Here is a 13,566-nt window from a genome sequence, read left to right as displayed (position 1 = left end):
TTTTTTTTTTGTTACGGCGACCACCGTGTTCTTCTCTATCCTGTTCGTCGGCAGAGTAAGATGTGTATAATATACAGGGCCTCTTCCGCTTTCAGCTCGCCGCGGATCAGCTTGGAGAGAGTGTCTTGGCCGCCGGGGGTGTAGGTGATCTCGCGGGCAGCGCTGTTGAACACGTTGCGGATGGGATCCCCTTTGCTGTCCACCAGTTCCACCACCATCACATTGCGACCGGGCCTCAAGCCCTTCAAGTAAAAAGACTCCCAGCGATCCAGCAGGCCAGATTGGCCGTTGAGGGTGTAGCGGATGCGCCAATCCCGCGGCAGGTCGGTCAGCAGACTCTCGCGTACCGGGGCGTTGGCCAGCCAAAAGTCCACCAGGATCGGCTCGGCACCGTAGCTGCCGGTGGGGCGGTTGTAGGTGAGCAAAGGCAGGTGCGGCTGCGGCACGTATTCCGGCGTAGGCGCTAGCACATGGAAGCTGACTTGGGCGTAGGCCTCGGAGTTTTTAAAGCTCTCGTGCCAGGGCTTGCCGGCAAACACCCGCAGAGTATGGGATCCCGGCTCCAAATCCTCAAAAACAAGGGGAGCATCGGCATCGTAATGGGCGATGTAGGGCCGGTTGTCCAGCACTACGTGCAAATGGGGGCCGAGGCCCAGTTGCGGATCCTTAAAAAGCGGGTACCCCTGCACTGCAAAGCGAACGGTTACTTGCCGCTCCGACAACACCTCACCCGGCTTAGGGCTGAGGATCTGCACCCGCGGACGGCAGTGCTCCAAGTGGGCATCCAGCTTGGCAATCTCCGGCGGCACTGGTACCCGCTCGAGCTGAGGTAGCTGTTCCTGGGGCTGTTCAGGCGGGGATCCACCGCAAGCGACCAGCACAAGAGCTGCCACCAGAGCCATCCACCATCCCCATCTCCAGGTTCTGGCCTTTCCCGCGTGTCCTTGCATGAGCCTCACATCCCAACACTTTCGGTATCCTGCCGAGCAGCAGATAAGCCATCCCCACATTACCAGCATGTGTCCTTTGGGGAAGATCCCCTCCCCCACCCTAGAATGGGATCAGCGGTCTGGCCCAAGCGGGGTCAGGAGAACTTTTGAGGTCAGGTATGGCTTGGTTGGCGATAACGGCTTTTGCAGGCTTGGATCTAGCTCAGTGGCAGGCTTTGCTCAACAACATGGCCTTTGCTGTCTGTTTGGGGGCCATGCTGTTTTACTGGGGGGGGGCAGCGTTTCCCCAGGTGCAGCTTCTGTCTGAGCTGGGCTTGGCGGGGATGATCGGGGCAAACTTGACGATCGCCGCCCTGCTGACGGCCCGCTGGATCGATGCCGGCTATTTCCCCTTGAGTAACTTGTACGAGTCTTTGTTTTTCTTGGCCTGGGGGATCACCACCTTGCACCTGCTGGCTCTCCACTGGACTCGTAGCCGTTGGGTGGGGGTGACGACCGCCCCGCTGGCGACAGGCATTGTGGCCTTTGCCGCCCTGGCCCTGCCGGAAGATATGCAGGCGGCCCAGCCACTGGTGCCGGCTTTGCAATCCAACTGGCTGATGATGCACGTAACTGTGATGCTGCTGGCCTACGCAGCCCTCTTGGTGGGATCCCTTTTGGCCATCACTTTTCTCATCGTCACCCGCGGCCAGGAAGTTCAGTTAAAGGGCAACTCCCTCGGCCTGCAATTTCGCCCCTCTCAGCCTGCAACCCACCCGGAATGGACAGAAGCCACCCTGCCATCTCCTGCTGCAGAACTGGTCTACGCCGGGATCCGCTCCCCCCGACCGGCTGAACCTCTTCCCCAACCGGCACCCAACGAAGCGATCGCTTGGCAACGGCTGAGCCTGGCGGAAATCTTAGACAACACCAGCTACCGGCTAATCGGGCTGGGGTTCCCGCTGCTCACCATCGGCATCATTGCCGGCGCCGTCTGGGCCAACGAAGCCTGGGGTACCTACTGGAGCTGGGATCCCAAAGAAACCTGGGCTTTGATTACCTGGTTGGTCTTTGCCGCCTATTTGCACGCCCGCATCACCAAAGGCTGGCAGGGCAGGCGCCCCGCCCTCTTGGCCAGCTTGGGCTTTGGGGTGGTTTGGGTGTGTTATCTGGGGGTGAACTTTCTGGGCAAAGGCTTACACAGCTATGGCTGGTTCTTCTGAGATCTCTTGGGCCAACAAATCAACCCCCGTTTGTGGGTATTCTGGTGCTGGCAAGCCGTCGTGGATCCCTCGAAGGAGAAAATCATGCAACTGTTCAACTACCTGATCCTGTTCTCGGCCCTCCTGGGAATCGCTCTTTTTGCAATGCAAAACGCCACCCCGGTCACGATTAACTTCGCCCCCGGAGTCAGCATCGAAAGCCCGCTGGTGATTGAACTGTTGGCTTCTGCCGGGATCGGGGCCGCCCTTGCCTGGCTGTATAGCCTCTGGATGCGTGTCCAGTTCAGCATCGAAGCCCGCGAAAAAAATCGGCAACTGCAGGAGAAGGAAGTCACCATCACCGAGCTCAAGGAAATGGTGGTGGAGCTGGAAGCCAAAGTCAAGCAACTGCCCCCCAGCAAGCGCGCCGAACCCCAAGAGGACATCCAGGAGGTGAAAGAAGTGGCCACCGAGGGATCCCCTGCCTAGAACTGCCCCGTATGGATCCCGTCGATCCCCAAGCGGTTGGGGTAGAATTGAACTTCTGCTTGCTTCTCTCACCAGCTCATCACTTCCTATGCAGGTCACACAAGAAAAACGCCCTGGCAGCCGGGTTGGCCTCAAAATCGTGGTAGAAGCGGACCAGGTGAAGCGCTCCTACGAAAAAACCTTGCGCCAACTGGAGCGGAATATCCAGATCCCGGGATTTCGCAAGGGCAAGGCCCCCCGCAACCTGGTGATGCGCCAGGTGGGCCGTGAGCGCATCATGGCCAGCGCTGTGGATGACTTGATCAACGAGGCCATCCAACAGGCCTTCCAGGAAACTCAGCTCACCCCCATCAGCCGCTTCGAGCTGGATGAGGAGGTGGGGCAGCTCTTGGCCCAGTTCAACCCGGAAGCCGATTTCAGCTTCTCAGGGTATGTGGAGGTGTACCCCGAAGCCCGCGTCGGCCAATACAAAGGTCTAACCGTCACGGCCACCCGCGTCACCGTCAAGCCCGAACAGGTCGACCAGCTCATCGACCGGTGGCGGGATCAGCGGGCCACCCTCCTGCCCGTAGAAGATCGGCCCGCCCAGTTGGGGGATGTGGTGGTGATCGATTTTCAAGCTCGCGACGCCGAGGGCAATCCCCTGGAGGAGATCGCCGCCCAAGACTTTCAGTTGGAGCTCAAAGAGGAGAACTTCATCCCCGGTTTTGTGGCGGGCGTTGTCGGCATGCAGCTCGACGAAACCAAGGAGATCACAGCCACTTTCCCCGACGATTACTTCAGAGAAGAGTTGGCTGGAAAAACGGTTACCTTCACCGTCCATCTGAACGAGATCAAAGCCAAAGAGCTGCCCGAGTTGAACGATGCCTTTGTGCAGGAGATCAGCAACTTTCAGACGGTGTCCGAGCTGCGGGAACACCTGCAAAAGCGCCTCGAACAAGATGCTCTGAGACAATCTGAGGAAAACCTGGAGACGGCCATCCTCAACGCCATTTTGGAAACCACCGAGGTGGATCTGCCGGAGACCCTAGTCGAGCAAGAAACGACACAACTGCTGGCCCAAAGCCTTCAGTCGCTGCAGCAGCAGCAAGGGGTTCCGCCGGGAGAGATCCGCAAGCTCTTGTCCCAAATGCCGCCCGAAACCCTTAACCAGTTGATGGAGCGCTACCGGCCCGAGGCCATCAACCGGCTGCGGCGCACCTTGGCTCTCAGTGCCATCGTCCGGCAGGAGCAGATTGCCGTAGGCCCCAACGAATTGGAAGTCGAAGTGGAAGAGGTGATGGCGGCCTATGCCCAGCAAGGGCAGAAGCTGGATCGGGAGCGAGTACGCCAAGTCGTTCACGAAGATCTTCTGACCAACAAAGTGATGGCCTGGCTGAAGGCTCAGACCACAGTCAACTGGGTCGATGGCGAGGGGAATCCCACCCAGGCGCCCACTTCTTCGGCGAGCTCAGAACAGAGGGTTACAGTGCCAGAGGCGGAGTTCGAGTCCGAGGGGCCAGAGGCAGTGGCAGCCTCTTCAGAGACGGCCACGGACGCTGACGGAGAAGCGGCAGACGAACCGACTCTAGCTGTAGAAGTATCCCCTGCCGAAACTGTCTCCGCCTCTGCGGTCGGCTCGGAACTCGAAGTGACAACCCCGGTTGAGGAGACAGCAGAAAAGCCCAAGCCAAGCAAAAAGGGCAAAAAAGGCAAGTAAGCGAACAACCAGGTCTGCGCTGGGGGGAGTATTCCGCTCAAAAGAAGGGGGACGAGGCAGCCACATCTAGTGTTCTAAGATGCAAAAAATAGATATCTGACACCGCGGACAGTGGCAGAGGGAAGCGTTTGGGGTTTATCCTATTCGCAGCATCTGCAAGAGGCCAGGCCGCCATGAAGGGAGTTGCGCGTGCAATTGGAGCGGGGGGAATGGTCGTGGCACTTGCTGGGATCCTTCCCATCAGGGTGATGGGTCAGGCAGGCTTGCCGCCGGTGCCGGTCATCCCGTCTGTTGAGGGGCCGATGGTTGAGCCGGCTCCTTCCCCTCCTGAGAGCTCGCCTTCTCTCCCTTCTCCGCCAGTAGGCCAGGATCTGCGCTACTTAGTGGGACTGTTCATCAACGAGTCTTTGGGGGCGGGCAGCCAAGCGGCTGCAGTCAGTTACCACGACCTCTACACCCGCCTCTTGGCCCGCACCTACGGGGATCCCCGTCCCCCCATCGAGGTGGAGCAGGAGTTGATCCAAGAAATCTTGCGGGAGTATGGGGATCCTGCCGATCGGTTTTGGAATGCGCAAGCTTTTAAGGACTTGCTCAACCGCCCTCGCCCGCCCGTCCAGGCGCGTGGGATCGGCCCGCGCCGGGTTTATTTGGCGGTGCCGGAGCTCACCCCTGCCACCGCTCAGCAGATCCGCCAAACCCTCTACACCCAAGACTACAGCCAGGGCATAGTTCTCGATCTGCGCGGATCCGTGGGCTATGACCCGCAAGTGGTGGCAGATGTGGCCCGCCTGTTTTTGCCCCGCTCCATTCAACCGCTGCTGATTACCGAAGACCGCTTTGGGCAGCCCACCCTCTGGAACAGCGAAAATTTGCCCATTGCCGCCGGGATCCCGCTGGCGGTTCTGGTGGATGGCAACACGCGCCAGGGGGCCACCCTCTTGGCTGCCCAGTTGGGCTCCAGCGGTAGCACCCTTATTTTGGGGCAGCCCACCCAAGGCAGCGAGCGACAAACCCGCTTCTTTGCCCTTCCCTCCGGCGCGGCGGTGGAACTGGCCGTAGCCACCTGGAAAACGGGAGATGGTCGTTCCCTAGCGCAGGGTTTGGTGCCCTTGCAAAGGGTAGAGGGAGATGAGAACGCCTGGCTGAGTGCCGCCCTGGAAGCGCTGGCCCTGCCCCCTCGCCGCCCCAGCCCCCCACCCCGCCCCACCGTACTGGTTCAAGAGGGCCGTGTCGGCCGTTTTGTCCTAGGCATGGATACCCGCAACGTCGATACCCACCTCCTGGGCAATGTGGATCAGATCCCAGCGGCCTCTGGGGCCAACGTCTTTCAGCCCAACAGCGACCTGAAGATCTTTTACCTGCAAGATTACATCCTCTTTACCTACCGCCATCCGGGCATTGTGGATAGCTTTTTTGCCAACCGCATCTACACCACCCACCCAGAAGCTATGACCGGCGAAGGGATCCGCATGGGCTCCACCTACTCCGAAGTGATCGCCGTTTATGGTGGGCCCGGCGAGAACGGCTACAACGAGGTGGTGCCCTATCCCAAGGGAAGCCGAGAATATCTGCGCGACGATCGCTACTACGTCAACTACGATGCCTTGGGCCTGGCTTTTACCTTTGCGGCGGGATCCAACCAGGTCACTGCCATTGGCCTGTTCAAACCAGGGAGCTGAAAGGGGAAGGAAAAAGTTAATCGATTGTTAACGTTTTTGTCCCAAGACCTCAACATTGCCCCGAGCAATGCGGTAAATTAGTGCAGCAGCCCCCGCAAAGGGGATTTTTTGTGCCATCCACGGACTGTAGGAGAAGCTCTTGGCAAACGTTGTGGTTGTCGGTGCCCAGTGGGGCGACGAAGGAAAAGGCAAGATCACCGACCTCCTCAGTGAAAAGGCGCATGTGGTCGTCCGCTATCAAGGTGGGGTGAATGCAGGACATACCCTGGTGGTGGGGGGCCAAACCTTCAAGTTGCACCTGATCCCCTCCGGCATCCTCTACCCCGACAAACGCTGCATCATCGCCAGCGGCACGGTGATCGATCCTGAGGTGTTGCTGGCGGAGATCGACCAACTGCACCAACTGGGGATCTCCACCCACAACCTGTACATCGCCGAAACCGCCCACGTGACCCTGCCCTACCATCGTGTCATCGACGTGGCCGAGGAAGAGCGGCGCGGCATCTATAAGCTGGGCACCACCGGACGAGGCATTGGCCCCACCTATGCCGACAAGGCCGAGCGCATGGGCATCCGCGTCGTGGACTTGATGTACCCCGATCAACTGCGGGAACGCCTCAGTTGGGCCATTCCCTACAAGAACGTTTTGCTGGAAAAAATCTACAACCTGCCCCCGCTGGATCCCGAGCCGATCATCCAGCAATACCTGGCCTACGCCGAGCGGCTGCGTCCCTACGTTACCGACGCCGCCCTGCTGCTCACCCAAGCCATCGAAGATCGGGAGAACATCTTGTTTGAAGGGGCTCAAGGCACCCTGCTGGATCTCGACTACGGCACCTACCCCTACGTCACCTCCTCCCATCCCATTGCCGGTGGCGCTTGTATTGGCGCCGGGATCGGCCCCACCAGCATTGACCGGGTGATCGGGGTGGCCAAAGCCTATACCACCCGCGTTGGGGAAGGCCCTTTTCCCACCGAGCTCAAAGATGAGATCGGGGCGTACCTGGGGGCAACCGGCGCCGAATTTGGCACCACCACCGGACGACAACGGCGCTGCGGCTGGTTCGATGGCGTGATCGGGCGCTATGCGGTGCGGATCAATGGCTTGGATTGCCTGGCCATCACCAAGCTGGATGTGCTGGACGGCTTGGATGAGATCAAGGTGTGCGTGGCCTATGAGTACCAGGGGCGGGAGATCCGTCACTTCCCCAGCGATGCCCGTGTCTTTGCCCAGTGCAAGCCCATCTACGAAACCCTGCCCGGCTGGAAGTGCTCCACCAAAGACTGCCGCTCCATCCAAGACCTGCCCCCCGAAGCCCATGATTACCTGAAGTTTTTGGCGCAGTTGATGCAGGTGCCGATTGCCATTGTTTCGCTGGGGGCCAGCCGCGAGCAGACGATTATTGTCGAAGATCCCATCCACGGCCCCAAACGTGCTCTTCTCTATCCCAACGGTGGCAAGCGCATCCACGCCCTCATGCCCGATTGAGGGAACTTGATATAACTACAAATCAAAAGTTGTTTCCTCTGGATTTTGAACTTTGTCTTGAGCTAGGTTTGCTTCTCGCTGCTGCAGTTGGCGGATTTGGGAGCGCACGTGGAGGGCAACTTGCAAAGCGGCGTCCAAAAGCCGCCCCTGCTCACCGGCCTGCTCCCTCACCTGCAGGGCGGTCAAAGCCGCCAGATTATCTCCGAAAAGCTCACTCTGCTGCTCGATCAGATCCTCGTTTTGCCGCAAAATCCGCTCCGTTTTCAAAGCGCGGATCAGATCTGTCCGCGTCAGCTTCAAAGCCTCGATTACTTCAGCCCGCTGGGCCAGCTTGACCTCGGGGTTGCCGGCTTCCACCAATTGGTCGTTGAGGTGGATGGCTTGGATGATCCGGTTGTAGCGATCTACTTCCTCCAGCAAGTTCAACAGCAGCGGCAGGCGGCGGCTGCGGAAAATCCAATAGGCTTGGCCCAAAGCGGCAATGGCTGCCAGGATCCCCCATTCCACCAGCCAAGTGCGCCAACTGCTGTACAGGCCGGGGATCCAGATCCGCCCCAGCAAGGTCAGCAGGGATCCCCCTGTCCAAAAGGTCAAGAAACGGCAGCAGAGATCCAGCACCAACAACAGGCGCAGCAGATCCCAGAAGGCGGAGAACTGGCGCAGCCAATCTTTCCAGCGACAGACGGGCCGAGGTCGGTACAGCCAAGCTACGGGCACCCCAGAAAGACTTTGCACTTGAAAAGGAGAAATGACCAGCTCCTGTAAATCCCGCCGCATCGCCATTGCCGAGTGTTACAAATTTCTCCCATTTTACTGAGACTGTTCTCCGGAAGGAGACTACCGGCAAATCTGGGTAAGATTAAGATCTGCTCTGCTATTTGGGTCTTCACGACCTTGTGCCGGCAGCAGGTGGGGATCGGCTTGCGGAGCAACAACGGGTACAGCTTTGGGAAAGAGGAGACAAACAGGGTGAGCAGTCAACTGCGCCAACTGAAGGCCCATCTCGCTGAACCGGAAAACTTTGCCCTCTACGGGCAGGTGATCTATCCTACTCCTGACGACAAACCCTTCGACGGCCAAGATGCCCAGTTGGTTTTGAATCAGGGGCAACCCCGCTTCTACCTCATGCGCTTGCCCCGCCGTGGCCTTCGGTTCACCCAAATAACTCACCACACCCGTTGCACCCAGTGTCTGGGATCCCTGCACGGCAAGGAGTGGTTTATCGCCGTCGCGCCGCCTGCCGACGAGCTGCAAGTGGATGAGATTCAAGCTTTTCGGGTGCCCGGCGACCGCTTTATCAAACTGGAAATGGGCACCTGGCATGCCGGCCCCTACTTCGACCACGAGGAGTTTATCGATTTCTACAACCTGGAGCTGGCCGACACCAACCTCACCGACCACGAGACAATCAACCTGCTCCAGACTTACAATCTGGAGTTTCAGATCATCCCTTGAGAAAGGGATCCCTTCAGGCAGATGATGGGCAAATCATGTCAACGTGAGCAGTCCGATTCAGCGGCAAAAAGCAGATTCATCCACGCAATCTTTACGCTTGGGCGCAGAAAAAGGTACGCGGATCCGTCGCAGCACTAATGGTGGCGATGGAGAATGAACTTAGGCTCTATCTCTAGTGGGTGGGGCCTAGTTGGGTCGGCATTCCTTGCCCTGTTCTCAGGTTCTGCTCTTGTCGGCACAAGCCCTGGCACGGCGACCGGTTTGGCCAGGTGATAAAACAGGGTCAAGCTCGGTACTGTTTTGGAGATCTGCTGCGATGGCTACACTCCAACCCACCCAATTGACCCGCCAGCTCTCGGGGGCCCTGGCCCTGTTCCTGTGCCTGGGGCTGCTGTCTGCCTGCGACGAGGGTAGCAGCAGCACCGTCAGTCCCCCCAGCCTCACGCCCACTCCCACCCCCGCCAGTCGGTAAGCCTACAGGATCTTGCATGCCTTGGCAGCGGCTGCCCAGTTTGCAGCAAGTCTGGGCAGGGGTGGTTTTGAGTCTGCTCTGCCTTGTTCTGTTGGCCGCCTGCGGCGGCAGGGGGGAGGGATCCCTTACTGCGGTGGGGCCCCCGCCGGCGGGGGAGCTGCCCATCGCCAGCTTCATGTGCCAGTTGGATCGCCAGACCCGCACCTTTGCCGGCCCCATCTATGCCGAGCAGCCGCAAGTTGCCACTTGTGATCCCGGTCGCCTCACCCCGGCAGCAGCCCAGAAGATGATGGATCGGCTGAACTTTCTGCGGCTGTTGCACGAGTTGCCGCCGGTGGAGCTCAATCCCGAGTTCTTGGAGGCCGCTCAGCAAGCGGCGCTGCTGCAGGTGGCCAATGGCGCCCTCAGCCACGAGCCACCCCCCTCTTGGCGTTGCTTCACTCCTGCCGGGGCGGCGGGATCCCGCTTTGGTAACTTGGCGATCGGCCCGATTCTGGAGCTGAACGGCCCCGACCCAGGGCGGGTGCTGGCGCGCCAGGTGGACATCTACTTTGCCGAGCCGGGCCGGGAAAACTTCGTGGACGTGGGGCATCGCCGCTGGAACCTCTATCCCCAATATGCCCAAGGCGCCTACGGCATCGTCTTTGACCCGCGGGCCGGACGGGTGACCCAGGCCAATGCCAATTGGATCTTCGGTTTTGACGAATCGGTGCCGGATCCAGAGTTTATTGCCTTCCCGGAGAGGGACGGCTATCTCTACCGTCTGGAGGGATTTTCCGGCCAGCCCTTATCTGCCTACCGCTGGTCTTTCTCGGTGCCCAGCCGCGGCGGCCTGTCTGACCTCAGCCAAGCCCAAATCCGCATCACCGATGCCCTCACCGGCGAACTGGTGCCTGTTGGAGATATCCGGGTTGGGGATCCCGCCTTTGGCCTGGAAACCCTCACCTACTCGGTGGGATCCGTTCAGCCCAATCGCCCCTATCTCTTTGAGATCAGCGGCATCCGCCTCAAGGGTGGGCCGCCGCGCACCTATCGCTACACCACCACCCTCTACGACTGCGACCCTCAGGCTCCGCCAAGGCCCGCACCCCTGACCGAAGGGCTGGGGATCCCACCCCGTCTGCTCTGGCAGATGGAGCCTTTCAACTCTGCCAACCCTCTCAACAACTACAGTCATTTCAAATAGTCGTGAAACAGTTCGTCGCGCCGTTATTGCTACGCAATGCTGTCGCAGGTCGCCGCTCTAACTCCCCTCTCCCTTTGGGAGAGGGGCCGGGGGTGAGGGTGGGAGAGGGGCCGGGGGTGAGGGAGCTGTCTCAAGCTAGCCTGGAACGACCATATCTCGACTAGAAGTGAGAAGAAAAAGCCCAACCAAGTAGCGCCAGATCCTTGCCGAGAATCCTTCCTTTGCCGGCAAAAGTGCAAACTCCGCTAGATTGAAAACCCCAAGCTGACTGGCCGGCCTAGGAGGGACAGAGCTACGCCCATTGATACGCCAACAAACAACGGCTAGCAACAGGCTGGCCTTGAGAATGGGATCCCACCTCGCAAGGGCCAAAGAAACGGCTACAGTAACCTGGAAAGCGTTCCGCTCCGGTTTGCCATGACTCAGCAACTGACTCTCGACGGACTGGGATCTGGATCGGGTAGGGGATCCCGTTCAGGGCGGGTGATCGTTACCGATTTGCAGGGGGAGATGCAACGCTCCTACCTGGAATACGCCATGAGCGTGATCGTGGGGCGGGCCTTGCCGGATGTGCGGGATGGCCTCAAGCCGGTGCATCGCCGCATCCTCTACGCCATGCACGAGCTGGGCCTGACCCCGGATCGCCCCTACCGCAAGTGTGCGCGGGTGGTGGGGGACGTGCTGGGGAAATATCACCCCCACGGGGATCAGGCGGTCTATGACGCGCTGGTGCGCATGGCGCAAGACTTTTCCAGCCGCTACCCCCTGGTGGCGGGGCACGGCAACTTCGGCTCGGTGGACGACGATCCGCCGGCGGCCATGCGCTACACCGAGTGTCGGCTGGCGGAGCTGAGCCACACGGCCCTTCTGCAGGGGATCTCCGAAGAAATTGTGGACTTTATGCCCAATTTCGACGGATCCCAGGCGGAGCCCACCGTTCTACCGGCCCGCCTGCCCATCCTGCTCCTCAACGGCTCTGCCGGCATTGCCGTGGGCATGGCCACCAACATCCCGCCCCACAACCTGGGAGAAGTCGTGGACGGCCTGCTGGCTTTGATCGACCATCCCGATCTCAGCCCTGAAGAGCTGTTGCGCTGGATCCCAGGGCCGGACTTTCCCACCGGCGGCCAAATCGTTGATAGCCAAGGGATCCGCGAGGCCTACCTCAGCGGGCGCGGCTCCATCACCCTGCGGGGAGTGGCCCGCTTTGAGGAGATCCAGCCGGGCAGAGGACGCCACCGCCGGCCCGCCCTGGTTATCACCGAGTTTCCCTACCAGGTGAACAAAGCCGCCTGGCTCGAGAAGGTGGCAGAGTTGGTCGCCCAAGACCGCCTCAGCGGCATTGCCGACTTGCGGGATGAGTCGGATCGCAGCGGCATTCGCGTGGTGGTGGAGCTGAAGCGGGAGGCCAACCCGCAGGCAGTTCTGCAGCAGTTGTACAAGCTCACCCCCCTGCAGAACACCTTCGGGGTAATCCTGTTGGCCCTGGTGGAGGGAAAACCCCAGCAGCTCAGCTTGAAGCAGATTTTGCAGCACTTTTTGCAATTCCGCGAGGCCACTCTCAACCGGATGTTTCGCGCCGAACTGCAGCGGGTACAGCGCAAAGCGGAAGAGGTGGCGGGGATGGTGCTGGCCCTGGCCGATCTGGAGGGGGTGATCGACCTGCTGCGGCAAGCCCCCGATAGCGCCACGGCCAAAGCCCAACTGCAAACTCGCCTGGGCTGCACCCCCCAACAGGCGGAGACAATCTTGGCCATGCCCCTGCGCCGCCTGACAACCTTGGAGCGGGAGCGCCTGCACCAGGAGCAGGCCGAGCTGCAGGCCCGCATCGCCGAGCTGCAGGGGCTGCTGGAAGATCGCCGCAAGCTCTTGAATTACCTGAAAAAAGAGCTGCGCCACTTGAAGAAAACTTTTGCCGACCGGCGCCGTACCCAGATCCTTTCGGAAGCCGAGCTGGAGGCAGAACAGGCCCAGATCCCCAGTGGCAAAGTCGGCGAAGACACCCGCTTCCTGCTGCAACTTACCCGCAAAGGCTACGTGCGCCGCCTGCCTCTGCCTGGGCCTCGCTCCCGCAGCAATCCGGCGCAACGGGAATTGGGAGAAGATGTTCTGGTCGGCCTGGAATGCGTGACCCCAGAGCAGGAAATCTTGGTGCTCACCGCCAGCGGCAAAGCTTTCACCGTGCCCAGCGAAGGGATCCCCCTCAGCACCGGCTCCTCGCGGGGGGTACCTCTGGTCACCCTTCTCCCCAACCCCGAGCCGATCGTTGCCACCTTCCCGTTGGATCCCGTTCGCGTCAGCGGTGCGGAGCACTCTCCCGGCGAGGCCACTTTGGTGGTGCTCAGCCGGCAGGGGCGGATCAAGCGGGTGGCCCTGGCGGAGCTGACGGGCCTTAGCCAACGGGGATCCACCGTCCTGAAACTCAAAGAAGGGGACGAGCTGGGCTGGGCGGCCCTTTGGCATCCCGGCCACCAAGGCTACAGCGTTGTCCTCGCCACCTCCGCCGGGCGGGTGCTGCGGCTGGATGCCGAACAGATCCCCTTGATGGGTCGGGCAGCTATGGGATCCCTAGCCCTACGTTTGGGGCGCACAGAACAGATCGCCGGTATGGCGTTGCTGCCCCCGCAAGGGATCCTGATTTTGGCCAGTCGGTCGGGCTATCTGAAGCGGCTGCCTCTGGGCGAGATACCCATCCTGGAGCAGGGTAAAGTGGGCGTGTCAGCCTTTCACTTCTCCAACAAAGGGGATGGCTTGGTGGGCTTGGTGGGTTTCCCCCCCGATCTGGCGGCGCACCCCCATCTGCAAGTCGATGTGATCACGGAGTCCGAACGGGTACACTCCTTCTCTCCTGAGGAAATTCCCCTGCAAGGCCGGTCCGGCGGCGGCTCCCTGTTGGTCAAGGGGGAGCAGGTTAGGGAGTTGCGCCTGTTTTGGCCCCAGCCGGAGGGCGGGATTGGATAGCTCTG

The 13,566-nt window shown here is 60.4% G+C and carries 11 protein-coding genes; 9 read left to right on the top strand and 2 right to left on the bottom strand.

The window, feature by feature from the left end:
- Window positions 1–35: 35 nt before the first annotated feature.
- Entirely contained in the window at window positions 36–902 is an 867-nt protein-coding gene (locus tag NW857_RS03785; protein WP_414367985.1) for a hypothetical protein, read from the bottom strand.
- A 239-nt stretch (window positions 903–1,141) separates the two neighbouring features.
- On the opposite strand from NW857_RS03785, the gene ccsB reads away from it, so the two are divergent.
- From ccsB to NW857_RS03760, 5 genes are all read left to right on the top strand, one after another.
- A complete protein-coding gene (gene ccsB / locus NW857_RS03780; RefSeq protein WP_414335454.1) occupies window positions 1,142–2,152 on the top strand; it encodes a c-type cytochrome biogenesis protein CcsB in 1,011 nt (336 codons plus the stop codon).
- A gap of 84 nt (window positions 2,153–2,236) precedes the next feature.
- Window positions 2,237–2,620: a LapA family protein gene (locus NW857_RS03775; RefSeq protein ID WP_414335441.1), complete on the top strand. Its 384-nt coding sequence runs from the start codon at window positions 2,237–2,239 to the stop codon at window positions 2,618–2,620.
- Between the two features lie 88 nt (window positions 2,621–2,708).
- Window positions 2,709–4,319, top strand: a complete 1,611-nt coding sequence (tig, locus tag NW857_RS03770; RefSeq protein WP_414367982.1) for a trigger factor — start codon at window positions 2,709–2,711, stop codon at window positions 4,317–4,319.
- A 209-nt stretch (window positions 4,320–4,528) separates the two neighbouring features.
- Window positions 4,529–5,998 (top strand): S41 family peptidase, encoded by a 1,470-nt coding sequence (locus NW857_RS03765; RefSeq protein ID WP_414335445.1) that lies wholly within the window; start codon window positions 4,529–4,531, stop codon window positions 5,996–5,998.
- Between the two features lie 139 nt (window positions 5,999–6,137).
- Entirely contained in the window at window positions 6,138–7,487 is a 1,350-nt protein-coding gene (locus NW857_RS03760) for an adenylosuccinate synthase (protein ID WP_414335446.1), read from the top strand.
- 15 nt (window positions 7,488–7,502) lie between these two features.
- Here the strand turns inward: NW857_RS03760 and NW857_RS03755 are convergent, their stop codons facing one another.
- The gene (locus NW857_RS03755; RefSeq protein ID WP_414367979.1) at window positions 7,503–8,264 is read right to left on the bottom strand and encodes a hypothetical protein; all 762 of its coding nucleotides are present in this window, start codon (window positions 8,262–8,264) and stop codon (window positions 7,503–7,505) included.
- Window positions 8,265–8,456: 192 nt separating this feature from the next.
- Between NW857_RS03755 and NW857_RS03750 the strand changes: the two genes are divergently transcribed.
- From NW857_RS03750 to NW857_RS03735, 4 genes are all read left to right on the top strand, one after another.
- A complete protein-coding gene (locus tag NW857_RS03750) occupies window positions 8,457–8,942 on the top strand; it encodes an ureidoglycolate lyase (RefSeq protein ID WP_414349238.1) in 486 nt (161 codons plus the stop codon).
- Window positions 8,943–9,258: 316 nt separating this feature from the next.
- Complete coding sequence (locus NW857_RS03745; RefSeq protein ID WP_414335450.1) at window positions 9,259–9,414, top strand: hypothetical protein; 156 nt, start codon at window positions 9,259–9,261, stop codon at window positions 9,412–9,414.
- Window positions 9,415–9,430: 16 nt separating this feature from the next.
- Window positions 9,431–10,600, top strand: a complete 1,170-nt coding sequence (locus tag NW857_RS03740) for a CAP domain-containing protein (RefSeq protein WP_414349241.1) — start codon at window positions 9,431–9,433, stop codon at window positions 10,598–10,600.
- A gap of 417 nt (window positions 10,601–11,017) precedes the next feature.
- Window positions 11,018–13,561 (top strand): DNA gyrase/topoisomerase IV subunit A, encoded by a 2,544-nt coding sequence (locus NW857_RS03735; RefSeq protein ID WP_414367975.1) that lies wholly within the window; start codon window positions 11,018–11,020, stop codon window positions 13,559–13,561.
- Window positions 13,562–13,566 lie beyond the last annotated feature (5 nt).

Origin of the sequence: Synechococcus sp. H55.9 (assembly GCF_047462355.1) — a bacterium.
Lineage (GTDB): Bacteria > Cyanobacteriota > Cyanobacteriia > Thermostichales > Thermostichaceae > Thermostichus.
The sequence above is the reverse complement of the archived record's forward strand: the minus strand, read 5'-3'. Positions and strand labels throughout refer to the sequence as shown.

What these genes read in the sequence shown, in the direction of transcription:
- NW857_RS03745 (WP_414335450.1), top strand. Translation starts at nt 9,259, where the DNA reads ATGGCTACACTCCAACCCACCCAATTGACCCGCCAGCTCTCGGGGGCC.
- NW857_RS03765 (WP_414335445.1), top strand. Translation starts at nt 4,529, where the DNA reads ATGGTCGTGGCACTTGCTGGGATCCTTCCCATCAGGGTGATGGGTCAG.
- NW857_RS03755 (WP_414367979.1), bottom strand. Translation starts at nt 8,264, where the DNA reads ATGCGGCGGGATTTACAGGAGCTGGTCATTTCTCCTTTTCAAGTGCAA.
- tig (WP_414367982.1), top strand. Translation starts at nt 2,709, where the DNA reads ATGCAGGTCACACAAGAAAAACGCCCTGGCAGCCGGGTTGGCCTCAAA.
- NW857_RS03785 (WP_414367985.1), bottom strand. Translation starts at nt 902, where the DNA reads ATGGCTCTGGTGGCAGCTCTTGTGCTGGTCGCTTGCGGTGGATCCCCG.
- NW857_RS03775 (WP_414335441.1), top strand. Translation starts at nt 2,237, where the DNA reads ATGCAACTGTTCAACTACCTGATCCTGTTCTCGGCCCTCCTGGGAATC.
- NW857_RS03735 (WP_414367975.1), top strand. Translation starts at nt 11,018, where the DNA reads ATGACTCAGCAACTGACTCTCGACGGACTGGGATCTGGATCGGGTAGG.
- NW857_RS03740 (WP_414349241.1), top strand. Translation starts at nt 9,431, where the DNA reads ATGCCTTGGCAGCGGCTGCCCAGTTTGCAGCAAGTCTGGGCAGGGGTG.